Raw genomic sequence first — 17,287 nt, forward strand, 5'->3', positions numbered from 1 at the left:
CTCGGTCGGGGTGCCGACCGAGCGGATCGTACGCCGGGGCAAGGCGGACAACTTCTGAGCGGCGGGCATCGGCACGTCCGGGGCGGCCACCCGGGCGACGGGGGCGCGCAGGTCGGCGAAGCACTCCGCGGCGGCCCGGGCGGCGATCTCCGCGCCGAACCCGCCGGTCAGGTTCGCCTCGTGGGCGACGACCAGACGGCCCGTGCGCGCCACCGAGGCGGCGACGGTGTCGAAGTCGAGCGGGTTGAGCCAGCGCAGGTCGATCACCTCGGCCTCGATGCCCTCCTCGGCCAGCTGACCCGCCGCGTCGACGGCGGCGGCGACCATCCGGGACCAGGCGACCACGGTGACGTCGCCGCCGGGCCGGACCACCCGGGCGCCGCCGACGGGCTCGACCGGGGCGTCGGTGCGCACGGGCCCGCGCGTCGGGTAGAGCATCCGCGCCTCGGCGACGACCACCGGATCGTCGCTGACCACCGCGGTGCGCAGCATCTGGTACGCGTCGTCGGGGGTGGCCGGCAGCGCGACCCGCAGGCCCGGGGTGTGCGCGAAGTACGCCTCCGGCGAGTGGGAGTGCTGGGCGCAGGCGCCGGGCGAGTAGCCCTGCTGCATCCGGATCACCAGCGGGGCCTTCCACCGGCCGTTGCTGGAGTAGTGGACGGTGGAGATCTGGTTGACGAACTGGTCCATCGCCACGAACGAGAAGTCGGCGTACATGATCTCGGCGATCGGGCGCAGGCCGGTCATCGCCGCCCCGAGGGCCATGCCGAGGAAGCCGGTCTCGGAGATCGGGGTGTCGAAGATGCGGGCGGAGCCGAACCGCTTGTGCAGCCCCTTGGTGGCGCCGAACGGCCCGCCGGGAAGGGCGACGTCCTCGCCGAAGTAGACGGTGTCGTCGCGGCTGTCCAGGGCCCAGGTGAGTGCGGCGTTGACGGCCTGGATGTAGCGCAGGGACTCAGACATGGACGTGCTCCTTGGCGGTCGCCGGGTCCGGGAACGGCACGGCGCGGGCGGCGGTGACGGCGGCCTCGACCTCGGCGGCCACCTCGGCGTCGATGGCGTCGAGCCGGGCGGCGAGCGCGGGGTCGGCGGCCTGCCGGATGCGGGCCAGGGGCTCGCGTCCGCGGGCGGCGGCGATCTCGCCGGCCGGCCGGTAGTGCTGCACGTCGCCGCTGTAGTGGCCGACCAGCCGTTCGGTCATCGCCTCCACGATGGAGGGTCCGGAGCCCTCGCGGGCCCGGGTGACGGCCTCGGTGACGGCCTCGGCCACGGCGTCGGCGTCGTTGCCGTCGACTACCCGGCCGGGGATGCCGTACCCGGCGGCGCGTTCGGCGAGCTGGCGGACGCGGACCATGTCCTCGATGCGGGACATCTCGGAGTAGACGTTGTTCTCCACGACCAGCACCAGCGGCAGGTCCAGCACGGCGGCGAGGTTGATCGCCTCGTGGACGTTGCCCTGGTTCATCGCGCCGTCGCCGATGCTGACCAACGAGACCGCGCCGCTGCCGGTGCGCTGCGCGGTGAGCGCGGCGCCGGCGGCGACCGGCACTCCGGCGCCGACGATGGAGTTCTCCCCGACGAACCAGCGGCTCGGGTCGGACAGGTACGGCGAGGCGGCCCGACCGCCGCAGAGGGCGGAGTCGCGCCCCATCATCTCGGCGAAGAGCCCGACCATGTCCACGCCCCGGGCGACCGCCCAGCCGTGGCCGCGGTAGGTGGCGGTCACGTGGTCGCCGTCGCGTAGCGCCCGGCAGGCGCCGACCGGAATCGCCTCCTGGCCGTTGCACAGGTGGATCGAGCCCGGGATCTCGCCGTCGTCCTTGAGGGCGGCCAGCCGCTCCTCGAACCGGCGGATCCGGGCCATGAGCCGATAGTCGTCCGGCAGACCCATCACACCCCCAGTAGCAGTTAGAGCCTTATTGCGGCTCGTTCGTTCCGAAGCCTAGACCAGCCCTGCGAGGCTATGGAAGAGTGCAGTAGCAAGTTTCTGGCCGTTATTGGTCTCTAATTTTGGGGGCAGGTATGGAGATCACCGCCGTCGACTCGGTGGTGCTGGGCGACGCGCACTTCGTCCAGCTGCACACATCGGACGGGCTGGTCGGCGTCGGGCAGTCCGCCTGCTGGGGCTACCCCGCCGCGGTGCACGCCGTGGTGGAGGCGTTCCGTCCCCATCTCCTCGGCGCCGACCCCGGCCGCATCGAGCACCACTGGCACCACCTCTACCGGATGGGCCCGTTCCGGGGTTCCGTGCTCTCCGCCGCCGTCGCCGCGGTGGACATCGCCCTGTGGGACCTGCTCGGCAAGCGCCTCGGTGTCCCGGTCTGGCAACTGCTGGGCGGCCGGGTACGCGAGCGCATCCGCCTGCACCTGCTGCTGCCGGGCACCGGCGCGGAGGCGCTGGCGGCGCAGGCGGCGGCGGCCGTGGCCGACGGCTTCACCGCGGTCAAGTTCGACCCGCTGCCGGCCGACTACGCCGACCTGTCGCTGGCCCGGCTGGTCATGTCCACCGAGGCCACCACGGCCGCCGTCCGCGACACCGTCGGCCCCGACGTGGACCTGCTCGTCGAGCTGCACCGCAAGCTCACCCCGTTGCAGGCGGAGGCGGTCGTGCCCGCGCTGGCCCGGCACCTGCCGTTGCTGGTGGAGGACCCGATCCAGATCGACAGCGTCAGCAGCCAGGCCGACGTCGCCCGCCGGGCGCTCGGCGTGCCCATGGCCAACGGGGAACGGCTGCACACCATCTGGGAGTTCAAGGAGCTGCTCGCCCAGGGCGGCGCCCAGTACGTCCGCCCCGACCTGGGCCTGGCCGGCGGCATCAGTCACGCCCGCAAGATCGCGGCGCTGGCCGAGGCGCACCACGCCGCCGTGGTCAGCCACAACTGCCTCGGCCCGCTGCTGACGATGGCCTCGGTGCACCTGGACACCGCCATCCCCAACTTCGTGGTGCAGGAGTACTCCCCCCTCGACGACCAGCTGGCCGACGGACCGGCGCGGGCCTGCGTGCGGCGCGAGGGCGGGTTCCTGCCGGTGCCCGAGGAGCCCGGGCTCGGCGTGACCCTGGACCTCACCGACGCCACGCCCCTGGACCTGACGGGCCGCCCCCTGCACCGCATCCCGCTGCGCGCGGACGGCTCCGTCGCCTACGCGGTCTGAGCACACGCGACGGTTGCCCGGCGGGCGAGCCCGCCGGGCAACCGTCGCACGGACCGTCACGCTCACGCCGGTGGCGGCCGACCCGCGTGGTGGAAGACCGGGTGCGCCCACAGCGGCTCGCCGTCGGCGTCGGCGATCTCGGCGAACAGGTGCGCCAGTGATCGCGTCCACCGCGCCTGCACGGCGGAGGCCGCGGTGACCCGGCGCGCCCGCGGGTAGCCGTCGCGGGTCCGCAGCACGCAGATCAGCAGCAGTCCGTGCCGGTAGATGTGGTAGTCGTAGACGCCGGCCTCGTCCAGCAACGCCGACATCTCCGGCCAGATCTCGGCGTGCCGGCGCTCGTACTCCCCCTCGGCGCCGGGACGCAGCCGGTAGAGGTGACATAGTTGCGCCCCGGGCCCCGAGGCACCGGGACCGGCCGCCGGCCCGCTACCGCCGGGACTGGGACCTGGGCCGGCGGCCCCGGTCCCGGGTCCGCCGGGAGCGGGGCCGCCGGGAGCGAGGCCGGGGCCGCCTGCCGGCGGGCTCACTTGCCGGAGCCGGCGAGCGCGCCGGAGACGAGCTGGCGCTGGAAGACCAGGTAGATGATCAGCACCGGCAGCAGGGCCACGATCAGGCCGGCGCTGACCAGCGGCACCGACACGTCGTACTGGCCGCTGAGCAGGGAGACACCGACCATCAGGGTCTTGCTGTCCGAGCCGCCCATGATGACCAGGGGCAGCAGCAGGTCGTTCCACATCCAGACGAAGTTGAAGATGGCCAGCGCCGCCAGTGCCGGCGCGGCGATCGGCGCCAACAGCCGGAACAGGATGGTGAAGTGCCCCGCGCCGTCGACCCGGGCCGCCTCGATCAGCTCGTCGGGCACCTGCTGGAAGTAGCCGGCCAGCTGGTAGGTGCCCAGCGGCAGCCCGAACGCCGCGTACGCCAGGATCAGCCCCTGGTACTCCCCGGACATGCCCAGGTCGAGCACGGTCTGGTAGAGCGGGTAGATGATCGCCTGACCGGGGATGGTCAGGGTGATGATGATCAGCAGGAAGACCACCTTGCCGCCGCGGAAGCGCAGTTTCGTCACCGCGTACGCGACCAGCAGCGCGGCGAGCACCGACAGCACCAGCCCGCCCAGGGTGGTGATCAGCGAGTTGAGCAGCAGCCGGGGCATGTCCATCCGGCGGAACGCCTCGAGGTAGTTGTCGAGGGTGATCCCGCTGGGCAGGCCCAGCGGGTCCTGGGCGAAGCCCGTCTGCGTCTTCAGCGAGCTGACCACCGTGAACAGCAGCGGGTAGACCGCCGCGACCGCGACGACGACCAGCGCGAACGTGAGCAGGTAGCGCCCGGCCCGGGCGAATTGGCGCTGGTTCATCGCGGCTTCCTGGTCCCCTCTGTGAACATGTGCCGCACGCTGAAGACGGAGAGCACGGCGACGAAGACGAACAGCGCGATGCCGATGGCGGAGCCGTAGCCCCGGTCCAGGAACTGGAAGGTGGTCAGGAAGACCAGGTACTCCGGCAGCATCGTGGCGTCGCCCGGACCGCCCTGCGTCAGGGCGTAGATCAGTGGGAAGAGCCAGATCAGGACGCCGGAGGCGCACAGCACGCTCCAGTACGCAACCGTGGGCCGCAGCATCGGCACCACCACGGAGATCAGCCGCCGCCAGAATCCCGCGCCGTCGAGGTAGGCCGCCTCGAGGGTCTCCTCGGGGATGGTGGCCAGCCCGGCCAGGTAGGTCATCACGCCCAGGCCGAAGAGGCTCCACAGCGCGACCGCGACCAGCGCGAACAGCGCGCTGTAGCGACCGTTGAGCCACTGGATCGCCAGCGGTTCGAGGCCGACCGTACGCAGCAGGGCGTTCAGGGGTCCGTCGGGGGCGAGGATCTGCCGGAACATGATCCCGACGACGATCGGGGCGATCGTGTACGGGATGAAGTAGACGGCCCGGAAGAACTTCCAGCCCGGTGACCGCTGGTGGATCAGCAGCGCCAGCACCAGCGGCAGCACGATCCACACCGGCAGGGTGGCCACCACCAGCAGGGCGTTGCGGAAGCTGGTGAGCACCATCGGGTCGTCGAGCATGCGGGTGTAGTTGTCGGCCCCGGCGAACGAGCTGCCACCGAACCCGCTCGACGACTCGGTGCTGGTGATCACGCCCCGGATCAGGGGCACCACCTTGAACGTCACGGCCAGGACCAGCGCGGGCAGCACCAGCACGGCACCCAGCCACCACTCGCGGGCACGGCCGGGGCGCGGGGGCCGCCGGGCGGGTCGGGTCGGCTTGTCGGCGGCCACCGGCTCCGGCACCGGCGCGGTGGAGATCGTCATCTGGCTTCCTTCTCCGACTGGCGGGGCGGGGCGTCGCCGCCCCGCCCCGTACGGCTAGTTGCCCTGCTTCTTGGTGGGGCTGCGCTCCAGCGCCTGCTGCATCTGCTCGGCCCACTTGTCGACGGTGAGCTGACCGAGGCTCACCTGCTGCCAGCCGCGGGCCAGCGCGTCGGCCTCGGGTCCGGAGAGCATCACCCCGGCGTGCAGGGTCGGCTCGGCGACCAGCTCCTGGATCTTCTGGAAGGCCGGCGAATTGGGCAGCAGCGCCTTGTCGACGTTCTTGTTCAGCGGCTGGCCCTTGGCGTGCTTCACCCACAGCTCGCCGTTCTCCTTGCCGGCGAGCCAGGTGATGAACTTCAGCCCGGCGTCCTTCTTCTCGCTCCACTTCGTCACGCCGTAGACGGCGCCCTCGATGCCGGAGAACTTCTGCGCCAGCGGGGCGGTGGGCTCGGCTGCCGGCCAGCGGGTGACGCCGAGCTTGTCGTCGCCGAGGGCCTTGCCGAACGCCTCCCAGTTCACCGCGTCGGAGATGATCGTCCCGGCGAACGCGGCGTCGCCGCGCTGGAAGATGTCCGCACCGTCGGGGAGCATCGTGATCGACGGCGCGTTGCTGTTCGCCCAACCCTTGGTGGTGATCTCGGCGAGCTTCTCCAGCACCGCGACCAGCTTCGGGTCCTTCCACGACAGGGTGCCGACCAGCAGGCCGCGGATGTCGTCCTCGCTCAGGTAGCTGCGGGCGATCTCGGGGAAGTCCCAGTAGGCGGGGAAGGTCCCCGACAGGCCCAGGGCCAGGCAGGTCTTGCCGGCCTTCTTCACCGCGTCGCAGGCGGCGCTGAACTCGGTCCAGGTCGCCGGCGGCTTCTCCGGGTCGAGCCCGGCGGCGGTCAGGATGCTCTTGTTGTAGTAGAGGACGTTGCCCTGGTACGAGAAGGGCACGCCGTAGCAGGGCTTGGCGGTGTCGAAGCCCTCGCAGGCGCCGCTGTAGGTGACCAGGTCCTTGTTGATCTCGGCGGCCTTGTCGCCCAGCGGCACGTACGCGCCGCGCCGGTCGAACAGCTCCAGGCCGGCGTTGTTGGCCATCACGTCCGGGCCCGACTGCGAGGTGATGTAGGGGCCCTGCACCTCGGGGTACTTGTCGAACGGCACCGACTGCATGTCCAGCTTGATGTCCGGGTGGCTGGCCTCGAAGCTGGTCTTGACCTGCTTCCAGTACTCGGTGCCGCCCGGCTCCCAGGTCAGCACCTTGAGGGTGACCGGACCGGATGAGGCGTCGTCGCCTCCGCAACCGCTCAGCAACGCGGCGGCGGCCATGCCGGCGGCGACGACGCCGGCGGCCAATCTACGTCGGATCATCGGCAGAAGCTCCTGTCAGCGAGGGGGATGGGGGAACTCGGCGGGGAGCGCCGTCGGCGGCGGCGCTGTCGGCGACGGCGGCGGCGATCTGCACCACGTGCAGCCCGTCGGCGAGGGGAACGACCGGGGTGGGCTCGCTGCCGTCCAGTCGGCGCAGGAAGTGCCGCAGCTCGGCGGCGAGCGCGCCACCGCCGTCGGCCGGGGAGAGCAGCCAGTCCGGCGCCTCCGTCCGCTCGGCCTGCACGAGCAGGGTGGGGTGTCCGAGATCGACGTGGCCGACCCCGTCGGTGCCGTACACCTCGACCAGGTCGGCCGTGTGGTTGGGCGTGTGTTCGGGCAGGAGGTAGCTGTTGCGGACCGACGACACGACGCCGTTGGCGTGTCGAAGCTCCGCCCAGACCAGCACCGGCGTCGCCGATCCCGGTCGGGTCCGGGCCGCCGCGCGCACCTCGACCACCGGCGACTGCGCGTACCACAGCGCCAGGTCGATGTCGTGCACGGCGGTCAGCAGGGCGGGATGTTCCTCGGGGAAGAGCCGGGTCAGGGTGCGGGGGCGATCCCGGCGCGAGGAGACGGCCAGCACCTGACCCAGCCGGCCGTCGCGGACGGCGTCGTGCAGCGCCCGGTGGGCGGGGCTGTACCGCAGGATGTGCCCCGGCTGGCAGAGCACCCCGTGCGCCTCGGCGGCGGCGACGATGGCGGCGGCGTCGGCGACGGTCGCGGCCAGGGGCTTCTCGACCAGGACGGGCACCCCGGCGGCGATCAGGGCGACGGCGACGGCACGGTGCGCCGAGCCGGGTACGCACACGGACGCGGCGTCCGGCGTGCCGGCGGCGAGCAGGTCGGCGACGGTGGGATAGGTGTGCGGGATGCCGTGGCGGGCGGCGACCCGTTGCCGGGTGGCCGCGTCGGGGTCGACCAGCGCGTCGACCCGTACACCCAGGGCCTGGTATGCGGCCACGTGCCGTACGCCGAACGCGCCCCCGCCGATCACCGCCACCCGCGGTCCGTCTTTCATCCGTCCACCGCCCCGGCGGACGCCGGCTCGCCCTGCGCGACGCCGGCCCGCAGCCGACCGTCGAGGACCGCCCGCGTGAGCCGCTCCAGGGCGGCCACCCCCGTCACCAGGCACCGCTCGTCGACGTCGAACGCGCCGGAGTGCAGCGGGGCTCCGCCGCGCTCGCCGGTGACGCCCAGCTTGACGTAGAGGCTCGGACCGAGCGCGCCGAGCAGCGCGAAGTCGTCCGTGGTCAGGGGCGGCACCGGCAGGTCGACGACATCGACGGTCCCGGGCAGCTCGGCGTGCGCGAGGGCGACCAGCTCGGCGGCGTTGCGCACCGGGGGCATCTCGTTGGCCCAGGTGAAGCGCACGCCGAGATCGAGCGCCGCGGCCTGCTGGCGGGTGACGCGTTCGATCACCGCCTTGAGCCGCTCCCGGACGGCCGGGTCGTGGGTACGCAGGGTGCCAGTCGCCTCCGCGCAGTCGGCGACCTGGCTCTGGCTCGCCCCACCGGAGATGGTGCCGATGTTGAAGGCGACCAGTTCCTCGGGGTTGCGGGCCCGGGCCACGGCGGCGTGCAGGGTGGTGACCATGGCGGTGAGGCCCAGGATGGCGTCGCGCCCCAGCGCCGGGGTCGCGGCGTGCGCGGCCACCCCGAGCAGCTCGACGCGGAACGCGTCCTTCGCCGCCATCGCGGTGCTCCGGTCGACGCCGAGCGCACCCGCCGCCAGGTCGGGCCAGCAGTGCAGGCCGAGCACCGCGGCGAACCGGCGGTCGCGGAACGCCTCGTGGGCGAGCACCGCGGCGGCGCCGGAGTCGGCGCCGAACGGGATCTCCTCGGCGGGCTGGAACAGCAGGGTCACCGAGCCCCGGGCCGGCGGGTCGGCGGCGAGCCGGGCGGCGACTCCGTAGGCGACGGTCATGTGCACGTCGTGCCCGCAGGCGTGGCAGACGCCGGGGTTGCGGGAGGCGTACGGCTCCTGCTTGGCGTCCTGAACGGGATAGGCGTCCATATCGGCCCGAAGGAGAACCTCGGGTCCGGGCGCAGCTCCATCGATCTCCACCGTCAGGCCGGTCCCAGCTATTCCGGTCCGGATCCGGCCCAGTGGCCGCAACCGCTCCACGAGGGTGGCGGCTGTTTGTCGCTCAGTGAACCGCAGCTCAGGGTGCTGGTGAAGCTGGCGCCGCAGCCGGACCAGTTCATCAACGTCGTCGCCTTCCAGCGTCACGCGGTTCACCCCTTGCTCGCGCCCTCAGTTACGGACCTAATTGAGACAAGAACCTAAGTCAGGGGTGCCGTCACGTCAATGGCCTGCGGAAATTTGGGTTAGGGTCCGACCATGCGACGCGCTGACGCCCACCTGCACCTGTTCGCCGACGGATACCCCGGCCGCTACGGCCGCTCCCCCGCCGGCGGCGACGAACTGGCCGTCTACCAGGGCATACGTCGTGAGCACGGCATCGAACGGGCACTCGTGGTCGGCTACGAGGGCGAGCCGCGCTTCGCCGGCAACAACGACCATCTCGCCCGCCTTGCCGCCACGCACGACTGGATCGCCCCGGTCGCCTACGTCCCACCAGGCGGACCGGCGGGAGCGGGCGGGACCGAAACGTGGCTGGCCTCCGGCTTCGTCGGCGTCGCCGCGTACCTGCCGGACGAGGCGGCCGTCGAGGCGTTCACCCCCTGGGCGACGCGCGAGGCGCCGGCGCTGAACCGCGCCGGGGCGGTGGTCAGCCTCAACGCCACCCCCACGGCGACCACGCGGCTCGGCCCGGCCCTGGCCGCGCTGGACGGCTGCACCGTGCTGTTCAGCCACCTCGGCCTGCCCGGCGAACGAGCCGAGGTTCCCACGCGCGAGACGGCGCAGGCCGTCCTCGCTCCCCTGGCGGGGCTGGCCCGGCTACCCCACGTCGGGGTCAAGATCTCCGGCCTGTACGCGGTCAGCCGCCCGGCGCACGCCTTCCCGCACCATGCCGCCCGCCCCTTCGTCGACCTGCTCCTCGACCGCTTCGGCCCACGGCGCCTGTACTGGGGCTCCGACTTCTCCCCCAGCCTCGACCACGTGTCCTTCGCGCAGACGGCGGACCCGATCGGTCTCGACGGGCTGTCGGCCGATGACCGCGACGCCGTCCTCGGCGGCAACCTCCTGCGCGCCCTCGACCGCCACGCCGCCGCCACGCGGGGAGAGCCGACGCCCCGCCCCTGACCCGCCCCCGTGCCACCCGCGACGTGCCGGCCGTCCGAGAGCGGGCGGTGGCCGCTGGGCGGCCTTCCCCCGGTTCCGGCCGGATACCCTCCCGTCGTGACCCACGAGAACGAGATCACCGAGCCGGTCGACCTGTGCCTTCCGGGCGGGCGGCTCGATCCCGCCGCCGTGGGCTGGAGCCGCCGTCCGCTGCACCGGGCGAACCTGCGCGGCTGGGGCCGCAACAAGCGCTGGGAGTACTGGGGCGTCGTCACGCCAACCCACATCGTCGGCCTGGTCGCCTCGTCGCTGGACTACGCGGGCGTGCACAGCCTCTACGTGCTCGACCGCGCGACGAAGGCCGAGATCGACAGGAACGCGGTGGTCCCCTTCGCCCGGGGCACGCTCTTCCCGCCGGTCAGCGGGGCGGGCGCGGTGCGGGCGCGCGGCGGTGGGCTCTCGATCGACATCGACCAGGCGGCGTCGGGCACCACCATCCGCGCCACCGCCCCCGGTCTGGAGATCGACCTCGTGGTGCCGCTGCCGGCCGGTCACGAGTCGCTCGGCGTGGTGGTGCCCTGGAGCACCCGCCGGTTCCAGTACACCGTCAAGGACCTCGGCCGCCCCGTGCGTGGCACTCTGCGGGTCGACGGCGTGGACCATCCCGTCGCCGAGGCGGACTCCTTCGCCGTCCTCGACCACGGCCGCGGCCGGTGGCCGTACGCGATCCGCTGGAACTGGGCCGCCGGCAGCGGCCCGGGTCGGGCGATCCAGCTCGGCGGTCGGTGGACCGACGGCACCGGCTCGACCGAGAACGGCCTCTTCGTCGACGGCCGGCTGCACAAGATCGGCGACGAGCTGCGCTGGGAGTACGACCGCGCCGACTGGTTGCGGCCGTGGCGGATCAGCGGTGAGCGGGTGGCGGTGGAGTTCCACCCCTTCCACGAGAAGATCGCCCGGACCAACTTCGGTGTGCTCGCCAACGAGACGCACCAGTGCTTCGGGCACTTCACCGGCTGGGCGGCGGCCGACGACGGCGAGCGGGTCGACCTGGACGGCCTGGTCGGCTGGGCCGAGGAGGCGCGCAACCGCTGGTAGTGCCGGGGATCCGCCCGGTCACGGCCGCCCTGCACCGGCGCCGGGTGGGCGGCACGGGCTCCCCGAGCGGTACGCCGGGCCGGACGGCCGCCTCGACGCGGGCCTAGGGTGGGCGGCATGGCGAGCCCTGACCCCTCCGCCGACGGCTCGGCGGCCCGGAACCCGCTCACCCTGCTCACGCTGGCCGAACTGCGCCGGCGCACCAGCGTGAAGTGGCGCATGCACCCGCCCGACGTGCTCCCGCTCTGGGTCGCGGAGATGGACGTGCCCCTCGCTCCCCCCGTGGCAGACGCGCTGCGCCGGGCGATCGACCTCGGCGACACCGGTTACGGGTACGGAACGGCGTACGCCGAGGCGCTCGGCGAGTTCGCCGCCCGGCGCTGGGGCTGGCACGACTTCCGCGTCGCGCACACCACGGTCGTACCCGACGTGATGATGGGCATCGTCGAGGTGCTCCGGCTCGTCACCGACCCCGGCGACGCGGTCGTGGTCTGCTCCCCCGTCTACCCGCCCTTCTACGCCTTCGCCACCAACGCCGGCCGACAGGTGATCGAGTCGCCGCTCGGACCCGACCGGCGCATGGACCCCGCCGCCCTCGACGAGGCCTTCCGCCGCGCGCGGGCCTGTGGCCGCCGGCCGGCGTTCCTGCTGTGCAACCCGCACAACCCGACCGGCGTCGTGCACCGGCGCGAGGAGCTCGAGACCGTGGCCGAACTGGCCGACCGGCACGGCGTGCGGGTGGTCTCCGACGAGATCCACGCCCCCCTGGTGCTGCCCGGGGCCCACTTCACCCCGTACCTCACGGTGGCCGGCACCGGGAACGCGTTCGCCCTGACCTCCGCCTCGAAGGCGTGGAACCTCGCCGGCCTCAAGGCGGCGCTCGCGGTCGCCGGGCCCCAGGCCGCCGCCGACCTGCGCCGCATGCCGGAAGAGGTCAGCCACGGGCCCAGCCACCTCGGCGTCATCGCGCACACCGCCGCGTTCCGCGCCGGCGGGCCGTGGCTCGACCGGCTCCTCGACGGTCTCGACGGCAATCGCACGCTGCTCGCGACGCTGCTGGCGAAGCACCTCCCGTCCGTGCCGTACCACCGCCCCGAGGGCACCTACCTCGCCTGGCTGGACTGCACGGGGCTGGGCATCGACACGGCGCAGCCGGCCGACGACATCGGCGTGGTCAGCGACGTCGCCGGGCCCGCGAAGATGTTCCTCGACCACGCGCGGGTCGCCCTCAGCTCCGGGCACGTCTTCGGCACCGGCGGGGCGGGCTTCGTACGACTCAACTTCGCCACCTCGCCGGCGATCCTCACCGAGGCCGTCACCCGCATGGGCGACGCCGTCCGCTGAGCACGCCCGCCGTCAGCATGGGCCTGGGCGACGTCGCCCTCGGCGCGGCGTTCGCGGCGTTCGCGTTCAGTCACCGTCAACGCCGCCGGAGCGGTCGGCGTCCGCCGGCTGCTCCGTCGGCTGGTCGCACAGCCGCTGGTAGTGCTGCACCGCGAGCAGGACCGCCAACTGACCGAGCGCGCTGACGGCGGCGGCGAACTGGTCGAGGTAGAACACCAGCAGGTTCACCACGCTCAGTGAGGTAACCAGACCCGCCCGGGCGATCTCCACGGCTCGGCGGGCCACCCCACGCAGCTCGTGCGGCGGCAGCACCCGGGCCGGGTCAGCTCCAGCAGCGCCGCGGCCAGCGGCCGCAGCCGGTCGTCGTCCGGGCTCGCGGCGGCGGTGCCGAGCCGTCGCCGGAGTTGTGCCCGGTCCCGTTCGCCCAGCCTCCCGTCGACGGCCTCGCCGCGCAGCTCCAGCGCGGCGTGCAGTTGCGCACGCGTGCCCTCGACCCGCGTGCTCCGGGCGCGCACGTACAGCCACACGGCGATGAGGAAAGCCGCGTAGGCGATGGGCGCGGCGGCCGGGAAGAAGTAGTCGTTGTCGGCGGTGATGAACTTGCCGACCTCGTCGATGAAGAGTCCTGTGCCGATCCCGGCCAGCAGCGCCGCCCAGAGCAGCGCGGCCCGGTTGGCGACAAGCAGCGGAACGAGCGGGGCGACGAACAACGACAGGCCACCCCACAGGGCGTGCGAGATGTGCAACGTACCGCCGCCGACCTACGGTTAGCCGGTCAGCGCCAGGAACGCGCGGGTGCCGAGGACCGCGCCGCCGACACCGATCAGCATCAGCAGCATGTAGCGCTCCGCGTCCAGTCGCGCCACCAGGCGCCGAGATGACCGACGGTGACGCTGCCGGTGGGACGGGAAGCTCATGTGGACAGCAAACACCTGGCGGCGAGGTGCCGGTGGCGCCTCCGCCAAACGGGAGCGTCAGCCGCGAACGCTGTCGTCGATCGACCTGCGGACCGGTGAGTTCCGCCGCCGGCCTCAGCGCCGGGCGCCGCCCGGTCGGCCTCGGCCGGTCCCGGAGGCCCGGTGACCGATGCGCGGAGCCCGTACCACCGCGGCGTTGCCCGCCCCGGGGCGGAAGTCCCGCGCCGCGCCGGCAACCATCTCGTCGGGATCGCTGAAAAGCGCCTGCCGGATGTGCGGCGGAACCAGCTCCGACGTCGCCACCGCCATCCGCACCTGCACCGAGCGGTCGTCGACCAGGCGTCGCAGATCCACGTCGTCGAGCTCGACCGCGAGCACCAGCGCGGCGCGGACGTCCGCCACGGGATCCTGGGCGAGTGCGCTGCGCTGGGCGGCGGTGGTCCGCGGGTTGCGAGCGAGCCCCTTGCGTACGCGCGCCGTGCGATCGGCCATCAGGGCGGTGATCGCGTCGGGGTCGTGGGTGTGGGTGGCGAGCCGTTCCCGCACCTCGGGTGAGACGTCGTCGACCAGCCGCGCGGCCAGCTCGGGCTCCAGCTCGCGCGTCTCCGCGAGGAGACCGCGAAGCTCCTTGTCGGGAGCCTCCGCCATCACCCGGCGTACCGACTCGTTGCAGGCCGGGTTGCCGGCGACCGCCCAGCGGACCCACCGGTCGGCGTCCTTGACGAGCAGCAGAAGATTGCCGACCGAGGTCGAGGGGTTCCTCGCCACGGCCTCCCGGACCTGACGATCGTGGTCCCGGGCCAGCGGCCGCAGCGCCTGCGCGGGCGCGTCGGTGCGCGTCGCGACCGCCTTACGGACCACGGCCGACGGATCGGACGCCAGGTCGATGAGGGTCATCTGTGACGTTGCGGGGTCCTGCGCGGCGGCGAGCCGCGCATCGACGCCGTCACCCGTCGCACCGTCCGCGGCGGCGCCTGACCCACTGTGACGGTCGGGTCCGCCGACGTCCTGCTGTTTCCCCATGGGCGCCATCATGTCACGGGCCGCGCCGTGAACCGGCCGGGCCGGGGTCGGCCGCCCAGGGGTGATCGACACCACCACCTGGGCGGCCGGGGACCTCGACGGCGGCGCCGTGGCAGCCGGTACCACGGCCAGACGCCTCAGCCCCGGCGCGGCTGGCCCGGCCGGCGCCGGGCGGTCCATGAGCTTGACCCGCTGCGTTCCGGCGGCCTGCGTCGTGCTCTGGCAGTAGTGCTGCCACCTGCCGTCGAAGGGCCCTGAACCCGTCCTGCCGGTTCCATTCCGTCGGGTCGATCGGGTTCCCCTGCGCGTTGGCGGGCATCGCGGAGGCCGCGAACCGCACCCGCTTGCCGGTCGGGCTGGTCCGGTCCGGCACGGTGAAGTAGTGTCCTCCGACACTGGACGGTCGTCGGACGCAGGGGCCGACGATGGTGGTGGAGCGTGATCTTCTTCCTACGCTCGTGAATGGATCCCGGTAAGAGGACCGCCCGTCCTGATCCCCGCGTCCGCAGCGAGGATCAGGGGCGCGCCGCCCCGCACCCTGCGTGATGACGTCTACAGCGCGAGCATCGCCGCGGCGACCTCATCGGCGGCCGCGTCGGGGATCGCGGTCGCGGCCTGTGCGAGCACGAGCAGCCGCGCGCCAGGGATCTCGCGCGCGAGCGCCTCGCCGTTGCCGACCGGGAAGAACGGGTCGCGACGACCGTGCACCACGAGCGTCGGTATCGCGAGTCCGGGCAGGCGCTCGCGCCAGCGCGGCTCACAGTCGAGCCTGGAGAACACCATGCCCAGTTGGTTGGCCATCTGGACCGCGGGCTCCGTGCCCGGCGTACGGTCGAAGATGCGTTCGGCGGTCGCGCGCGCCGCGGCGGGGTCGTTGCCGAGGATCGCTGCGCCGGCGGTGGCGAACTCCGCCACGGCGGCGCGGTCGGACCAATCAGGCATCGGGAGCGCGAACCGCCGGCCCAGCGTCGCCGCGTCGTGGTCGGGCAGGTCGTCGTCGACCGGGCCCGGTGCGACGGGCCGCGTCCCGACGAGGGTGAGTGCGGAGAACGCCTCCGGGTGGTCGAGCGCGGCGACCTGGGCGACCATCCCGCCGACGCCGATGCCCGCCAGGTGCGCCGGCCGGTGGTCGAGGCCGCGGGCGAGCGCGGCGGCGTCGGCGGCGAGGTCGCGCAGCGTGTACGCCGGCGCCTCGGGGTCGACGGTCGTCGACGCGCCGGAGTCGCGCAGGTCGTAGCGCACGACGTAACGTCCGCCGCGAGCCAGCGCCTCACAGAGCACGTCGGGCCAGGAGAGCATGGTCGTGCCACCCGCCAGCAGCACGAGCGGCGCCGCCGGATCGCCGAAGTGCTCGACCCCGAGCGTCACGCCGTCGGGCGTGCGGAACGAGTGGGCCGTCGAATGCATCGTCAACCTCCAGGACACTGCGCGGCTGCGGCACACGCTACGCGCGCAACGCCGCCCGCCGCCGCGACACCAGCGCCGACTCAGGGATCCGGCAAGGATCAGGACTGCTGTCGGCCGGAGTCGGTGATCGTACTGCTGCTCGGCTTATCATTTGCCGGTCGCTCGTCAGCTACGCCTGTCGGGCTGGCTTGGCTGCACGGATGGCGGTACCGCCAAGCGGCTCGCGCCCTTGCGACCACCCCCGTTCAACTTCATGATCCGCTCACCGCGAAGTGAAGGAGCACATGGGCACCTGGGATGACGGTCCGTTCGACAACGACAGCGCCGCCGACTGGTGCGGTGACCTCCACGATGCCGATCCGGCCGCACGAAAGGCAATGGTTCGTGCTGCCCTGACGACGGCGGCACTCAACACCGGATACCTCGGCCATGACGATGCCGTCTCGGCCATCGCTGCGGCAGCGATCGTGGCGTCTCAGATACCCGGCGGAGACCCGATAACCTCGCCGTACGCACCGGACTTCCTGCTTGCTGGCGATTGCCTTGACCTGGACGACGACCTGCCCCAGCTGGCACTCGACGCACTCGACCGGGTTTTCAGCGGCGACTCGGAGTGGCGGGACCAATGGGGCGAGGCGGGATTCAGTAATTTCCCGCAGATCAACAAGCTCCGTACGGTGCTGTCCGGTCCATCCGAACTGCCAGGCCAAATCGCGCTGCTCTAGCTGGCACAACGCGACGGCGGGCGAGGGCTGCGGGCAGGGTGTGGTCGAAGACTGCGGATAATCAAGATACTGACCAAGCGGCGCGGGTCAGTACGGTCGCCCTGACGCATGATCGGCCCTGGCGGCGGCTGCTTTGGCTGCCTTCTCGATCTTCGCGCGCCGCGCCTCCCAGAAGGCCACATCGGGCTGGGCGTCCGCGTACCTGGCTGTCGTTCCAGTCAGGCCGTCGAGCTGCTCGCGCAGGATATCGGCGTGACCGGCGTGCCGGCTGGTCTCGGTGAGGACGTGCACCAGGATGTTGAACAGCATCACGTTGGGGCGCGGCCACCAGGGCACGTGACCGGGAGAGTCGATCGCCAGGGCGGTGATCGTCGCGTCCGCGTACTCGCACACGCGACGGTACCGGCCGCTGATCTCTTCGCGCGTCTCGTGCTCGGACGCCCACATCGCGGCGTCGTTCGCATCGGCGTCGTCCCACCGCGGCAGGGGTTCGGGGAATGGCCGGTCGAAGACCTCGCCGAAGTACCTGGCCTCTATCATCGACAGGTGTGTGACCAGGCCGAGGAGGTTGGTTCCGGTCGAGGTCAGGGGACGGCGGATGTCGTACTCGGAAAGCCCGTCGAGTTTCCACAGCATCACCTCGCGAACATCTCGCAGATCGTCATGCAGGTACTCTTTCGCGAATTCATCGATCATGAGGCACGATCCTGCCATAGGCCGTCAGCCCGCAGGACCTTCATCCATGCGCGCTCCGGACACCGCCGT

General features: G+C 72.5%; 18 protein-coding genes. 5 read left to right on the top strand and 13 right to left on the bottom strand.

Features of this window, described 5'->3' with window-relative positions; translation table 11 throughout:
• Both AB0G13_RS22755 and AB0G13_RS22760 read right to left on the bottom strand, forming a co-directional pair.
• The coding region (locus AB0G13_RS22755) for a transketolase C-terminal domain-containing protein (RefSeq protein ID WP_357877462.1) at window positions 1–963 on the bottom strand (963 nt) is incomplete at its 3' end.
• Window positions 956–1,891: a thiamine pyrophosphate-dependent dehydrogenase E1 component subunit alpha gene (locus AB0G13_RS22760; protein ID WP_357877464.1), complete on the bottom strand. Its 936-nt coding sequence runs from the start codon at window positions 1,889–1,891 to the stop codon at window positions 956–958. The genes AB0G13_RS22755 and AB0G13_RS22760, both read right to left, overlap by 8 nt.
• 131 nt (window positions 1,892–2,022) lie before the next feature.
• Between AB0G13_RS22760 and AB0G13_RS22765 the strand changes: the two genes are divergently transcribed.
• Window positions 2,023–3,153 (top strand): mandelate racemase/muconate lactonizing enzyme family protein, encoded by a 1,131-nt coding sequence (locus AB0G13_RS22765; protein WP_357877466.1) that lies wholly within the window; start codon window positions 2,023–2,025, stop codon window positions 3,151–3,153.
• A 62-nt stretch (window positions 3,154–3,215) separates the two neighbouring features.
• Here AB0G13_RS22765 and AB0G13_RS22770 read toward each other — a convergent pair whose 3' ends face one another.
• The 6 genes from AB0G13_RS22770 to AB0G13_RS22795 are packed head-to-tail and all read right to left on the bottom strand — an operon-like array spanning window position 3,216 to window position 9,060.
• Window positions 3,216–3,683 (bottom strand): L-rhamnose mutarotase, encoded by a 468-nt coding sequence (locus tag AB0G13_RS22770; RefSeq protein WP_357877469.1) that lies wholly within the window; start codon window positions 3,681–3,683, stop codon window positions 3,216–3,218.
• Entirely contained in the window at window positions 3,680–4,513 is an 834-nt protein-coding gene (locus tag AB0G13_RS22775; protein ID WP_357877472.1) for a carbohydrate ABC transporter permease, read from the bottom strand. The genes AB0G13_RS22770 and AB0G13_RS22775 overlap by 4 nt, the downstream gene beginning before the upstream one ends.
• Window positions 4,510–5,469 (bottom strand): sugar ABC transporter permease, encoded by a 960-nt coding sequence (locus AB0G13_RS22780; protein WP_357877475.1) that lies wholly within the window; start codon window positions 5,467–5,469, stop codon window positions 4,510–4,512. The genes AB0G13_RS22775 and AB0G13_RS22780 overlap by 4 nt, the downstream gene beginning before the upstream one ends.
• A gap of 54 nt (window positions 5,470–5,523) precedes the next feature.
• Window positions 5,524–6,822 carry an ABC transporter substrate-binding protein gene (locus tag AB0G13_RS22785; protein WP_357877478.1) on the bottom strand — a complete coding sequence of 433 codons (1,299 nt, stop codon included), beginning with the start codon at window positions 6,820–6,822 and terminating at the stop codon, window positions 5,524–5,526.
• Complete coding sequence (locus AB0G13_RS22790; protein WP_357877481.1) at window positions 6,809–7,840, bottom strand: Gfo/Idh/MocA family oxidoreductase; 1,032 nt, start codon at window positions 7,838–7,840, stop codon at window positions 6,809–6,811. Before AB0G13_RS22790 ends, AB0G13_RS22785 begins: the two co-directional genes overlap by 14 nt.
• Window positions 7,837–9,060, bottom strand: coding sequence for a M20 family metallopeptidase (locus AB0G13_RS22795; RefSeq protein WP_357877483.1), 1,224 nt, complete (start codon window positions 9,058–9,060; stop codon window positions 7,837–7,839). Before AB0G13_RS22795 ends, AB0G13_RS22790 begins: the two co-directional genes overlap by 4 nt.
• 102 nt (window positions 9,061–9,162) lie before the next feature.
• Between AB0G13_RS22795 and AB0G13_RS22800 the strand changes: the two genes are divergently transcribed.
• The 3 genes from AB0G13_RS22800 (at window position 9,163) to AB0G13_RS22810 (ending at window position 12,450) form a co-directional block, all read left to right on the top strand.
• Entirely contained in the window at window positions 9,163–10,029 is an 867-nt protein-coding gene (locus AB0G13_RS22800) for an amidohydrolase family protein (protein ID WP_357877486.1), read from the top strand.
• Window positions 10,030–10,125: 96 nt separating this feature from the next.
• On the top strand, window positions 10,126–11,106 hold the full coding sequence (locus AB0G13_RS22805) for a DUF2804 domain-containing protein (RefSeq protein WP_357877489.1): 981 nt from the start codon (window positions 10,126–10,128) through the stop codon (window positions 11,104–11,106).
• A gap of 117 nt (window positions 11,107–11,223) precedes the next feature.
• A complete protein-coding gene (locus AB0G13_RS22810; protein WP_357877492.1) occupies window positions 11,224–12,450 on the top strand; it encodes a MalY/PatB family protein in 1,227 nt (408 codons plus the stop codon).
• Window positions 12,451–12,516: 66 nt separating this feature from the next.
• Here the strand turns inward: AB0G13_RS22810 and AB0G13_RS22815 are convergent, their stop codons facing one another.
• From AB0G13_RS22815 to AB0G13_RS22830, 4 genes are all read right to left on the bottom strand, one after another.
• Window positions 12,517–12,681, bottom strand: a complete 165-nt coding sequence (locus tag AB0G13_RS22815) for a hypothetical protein (protein ID WP_357877495.1) — start codon at window positions 12,679–12,681, stop codon at window positions 12,517–12,519.
• A 2-nt stretch (window positions 12,682–12,683) separates the two neighbouring features.
• Window positions 12,684–13,196 (bottom strand): hypothetical protein, encoded by a 513-nt coding sequence (locus AB0G13_RS22820; protein ID WP_357877498.1) that lies wholly within the window; start codon window positions 13,194–13,196, stop codon window positions 12,684–12,686.
• A gap of 285 nt (window positions 13,197–13,481) precedes the next feature.
• Complete coding sequence (locus tag AB0G13_RS22825; RefSeq protein WP_357877501.1) at window positions 13,482–14,264, bottom strand: hypothetical protein; 783 nt, start codon at window positions 14,262–14,264, stop codon at window positions 13,482–13,484.
• A gap of 678 nt (window positions 14,265–14,942) precedes the next feature.
• Window positions 14,943–15,797, bottom strand: a complete 855-nt coding sequence (locus AB0G13_RS22830) for an alpha/beta hydrolase (RefSeq protein WP_357877504.1) — start codon at window positions 15,795–15,797, stop codon at window positions 14,943–14,945.
• Window positions 15,798–16,081: 284 nt separating this feature from the next.
• Here AB0G13_RS22830 and AB0G13_RS22835 point away from each other — a divergent pair, with 284 nt between their 5' ends.
• Window positions 16,082–16,522: a DUF4259 domain-containing protein gene (locus AB0G13_RS22835; protein ID WP_357877507.1), complete on the top strand. Its 441-nt coding sequence runs from the start codon at window positions 16,082–16,084 to the stop codon at window positions 16,520–16,522.
• An 87-nt stretch (window positions 16,523–16,609) separates the two neighbouring features.
• Here the strand turns inward: AB0G13_RS22835 and AB0G13_RS22840 are convergent, their stop codons facing one another.
• Complete coding sequence (locus tag AB0G13_RS22840) at window positions 16,610–17,218, bottom strand: DinB family protein (RefSeq protein ID WP_357877510.1); 609 nt, start codon at window positions 17,216–17,218, stop codon at window positions 16,610–16,612.
• Between the last annotated feature and the right edge of the window lie 69 nt (window positions 17,219–17,287).

The organism is Micromonospora sp. NPDC023633 (genome assembly GCF_040640035.1).
Taxonomy (GTDB): Bacteria; Actinomycetota; Actinomycetes; order Mycobacteriales; family Micromonosporaceae; genus Micromonospora.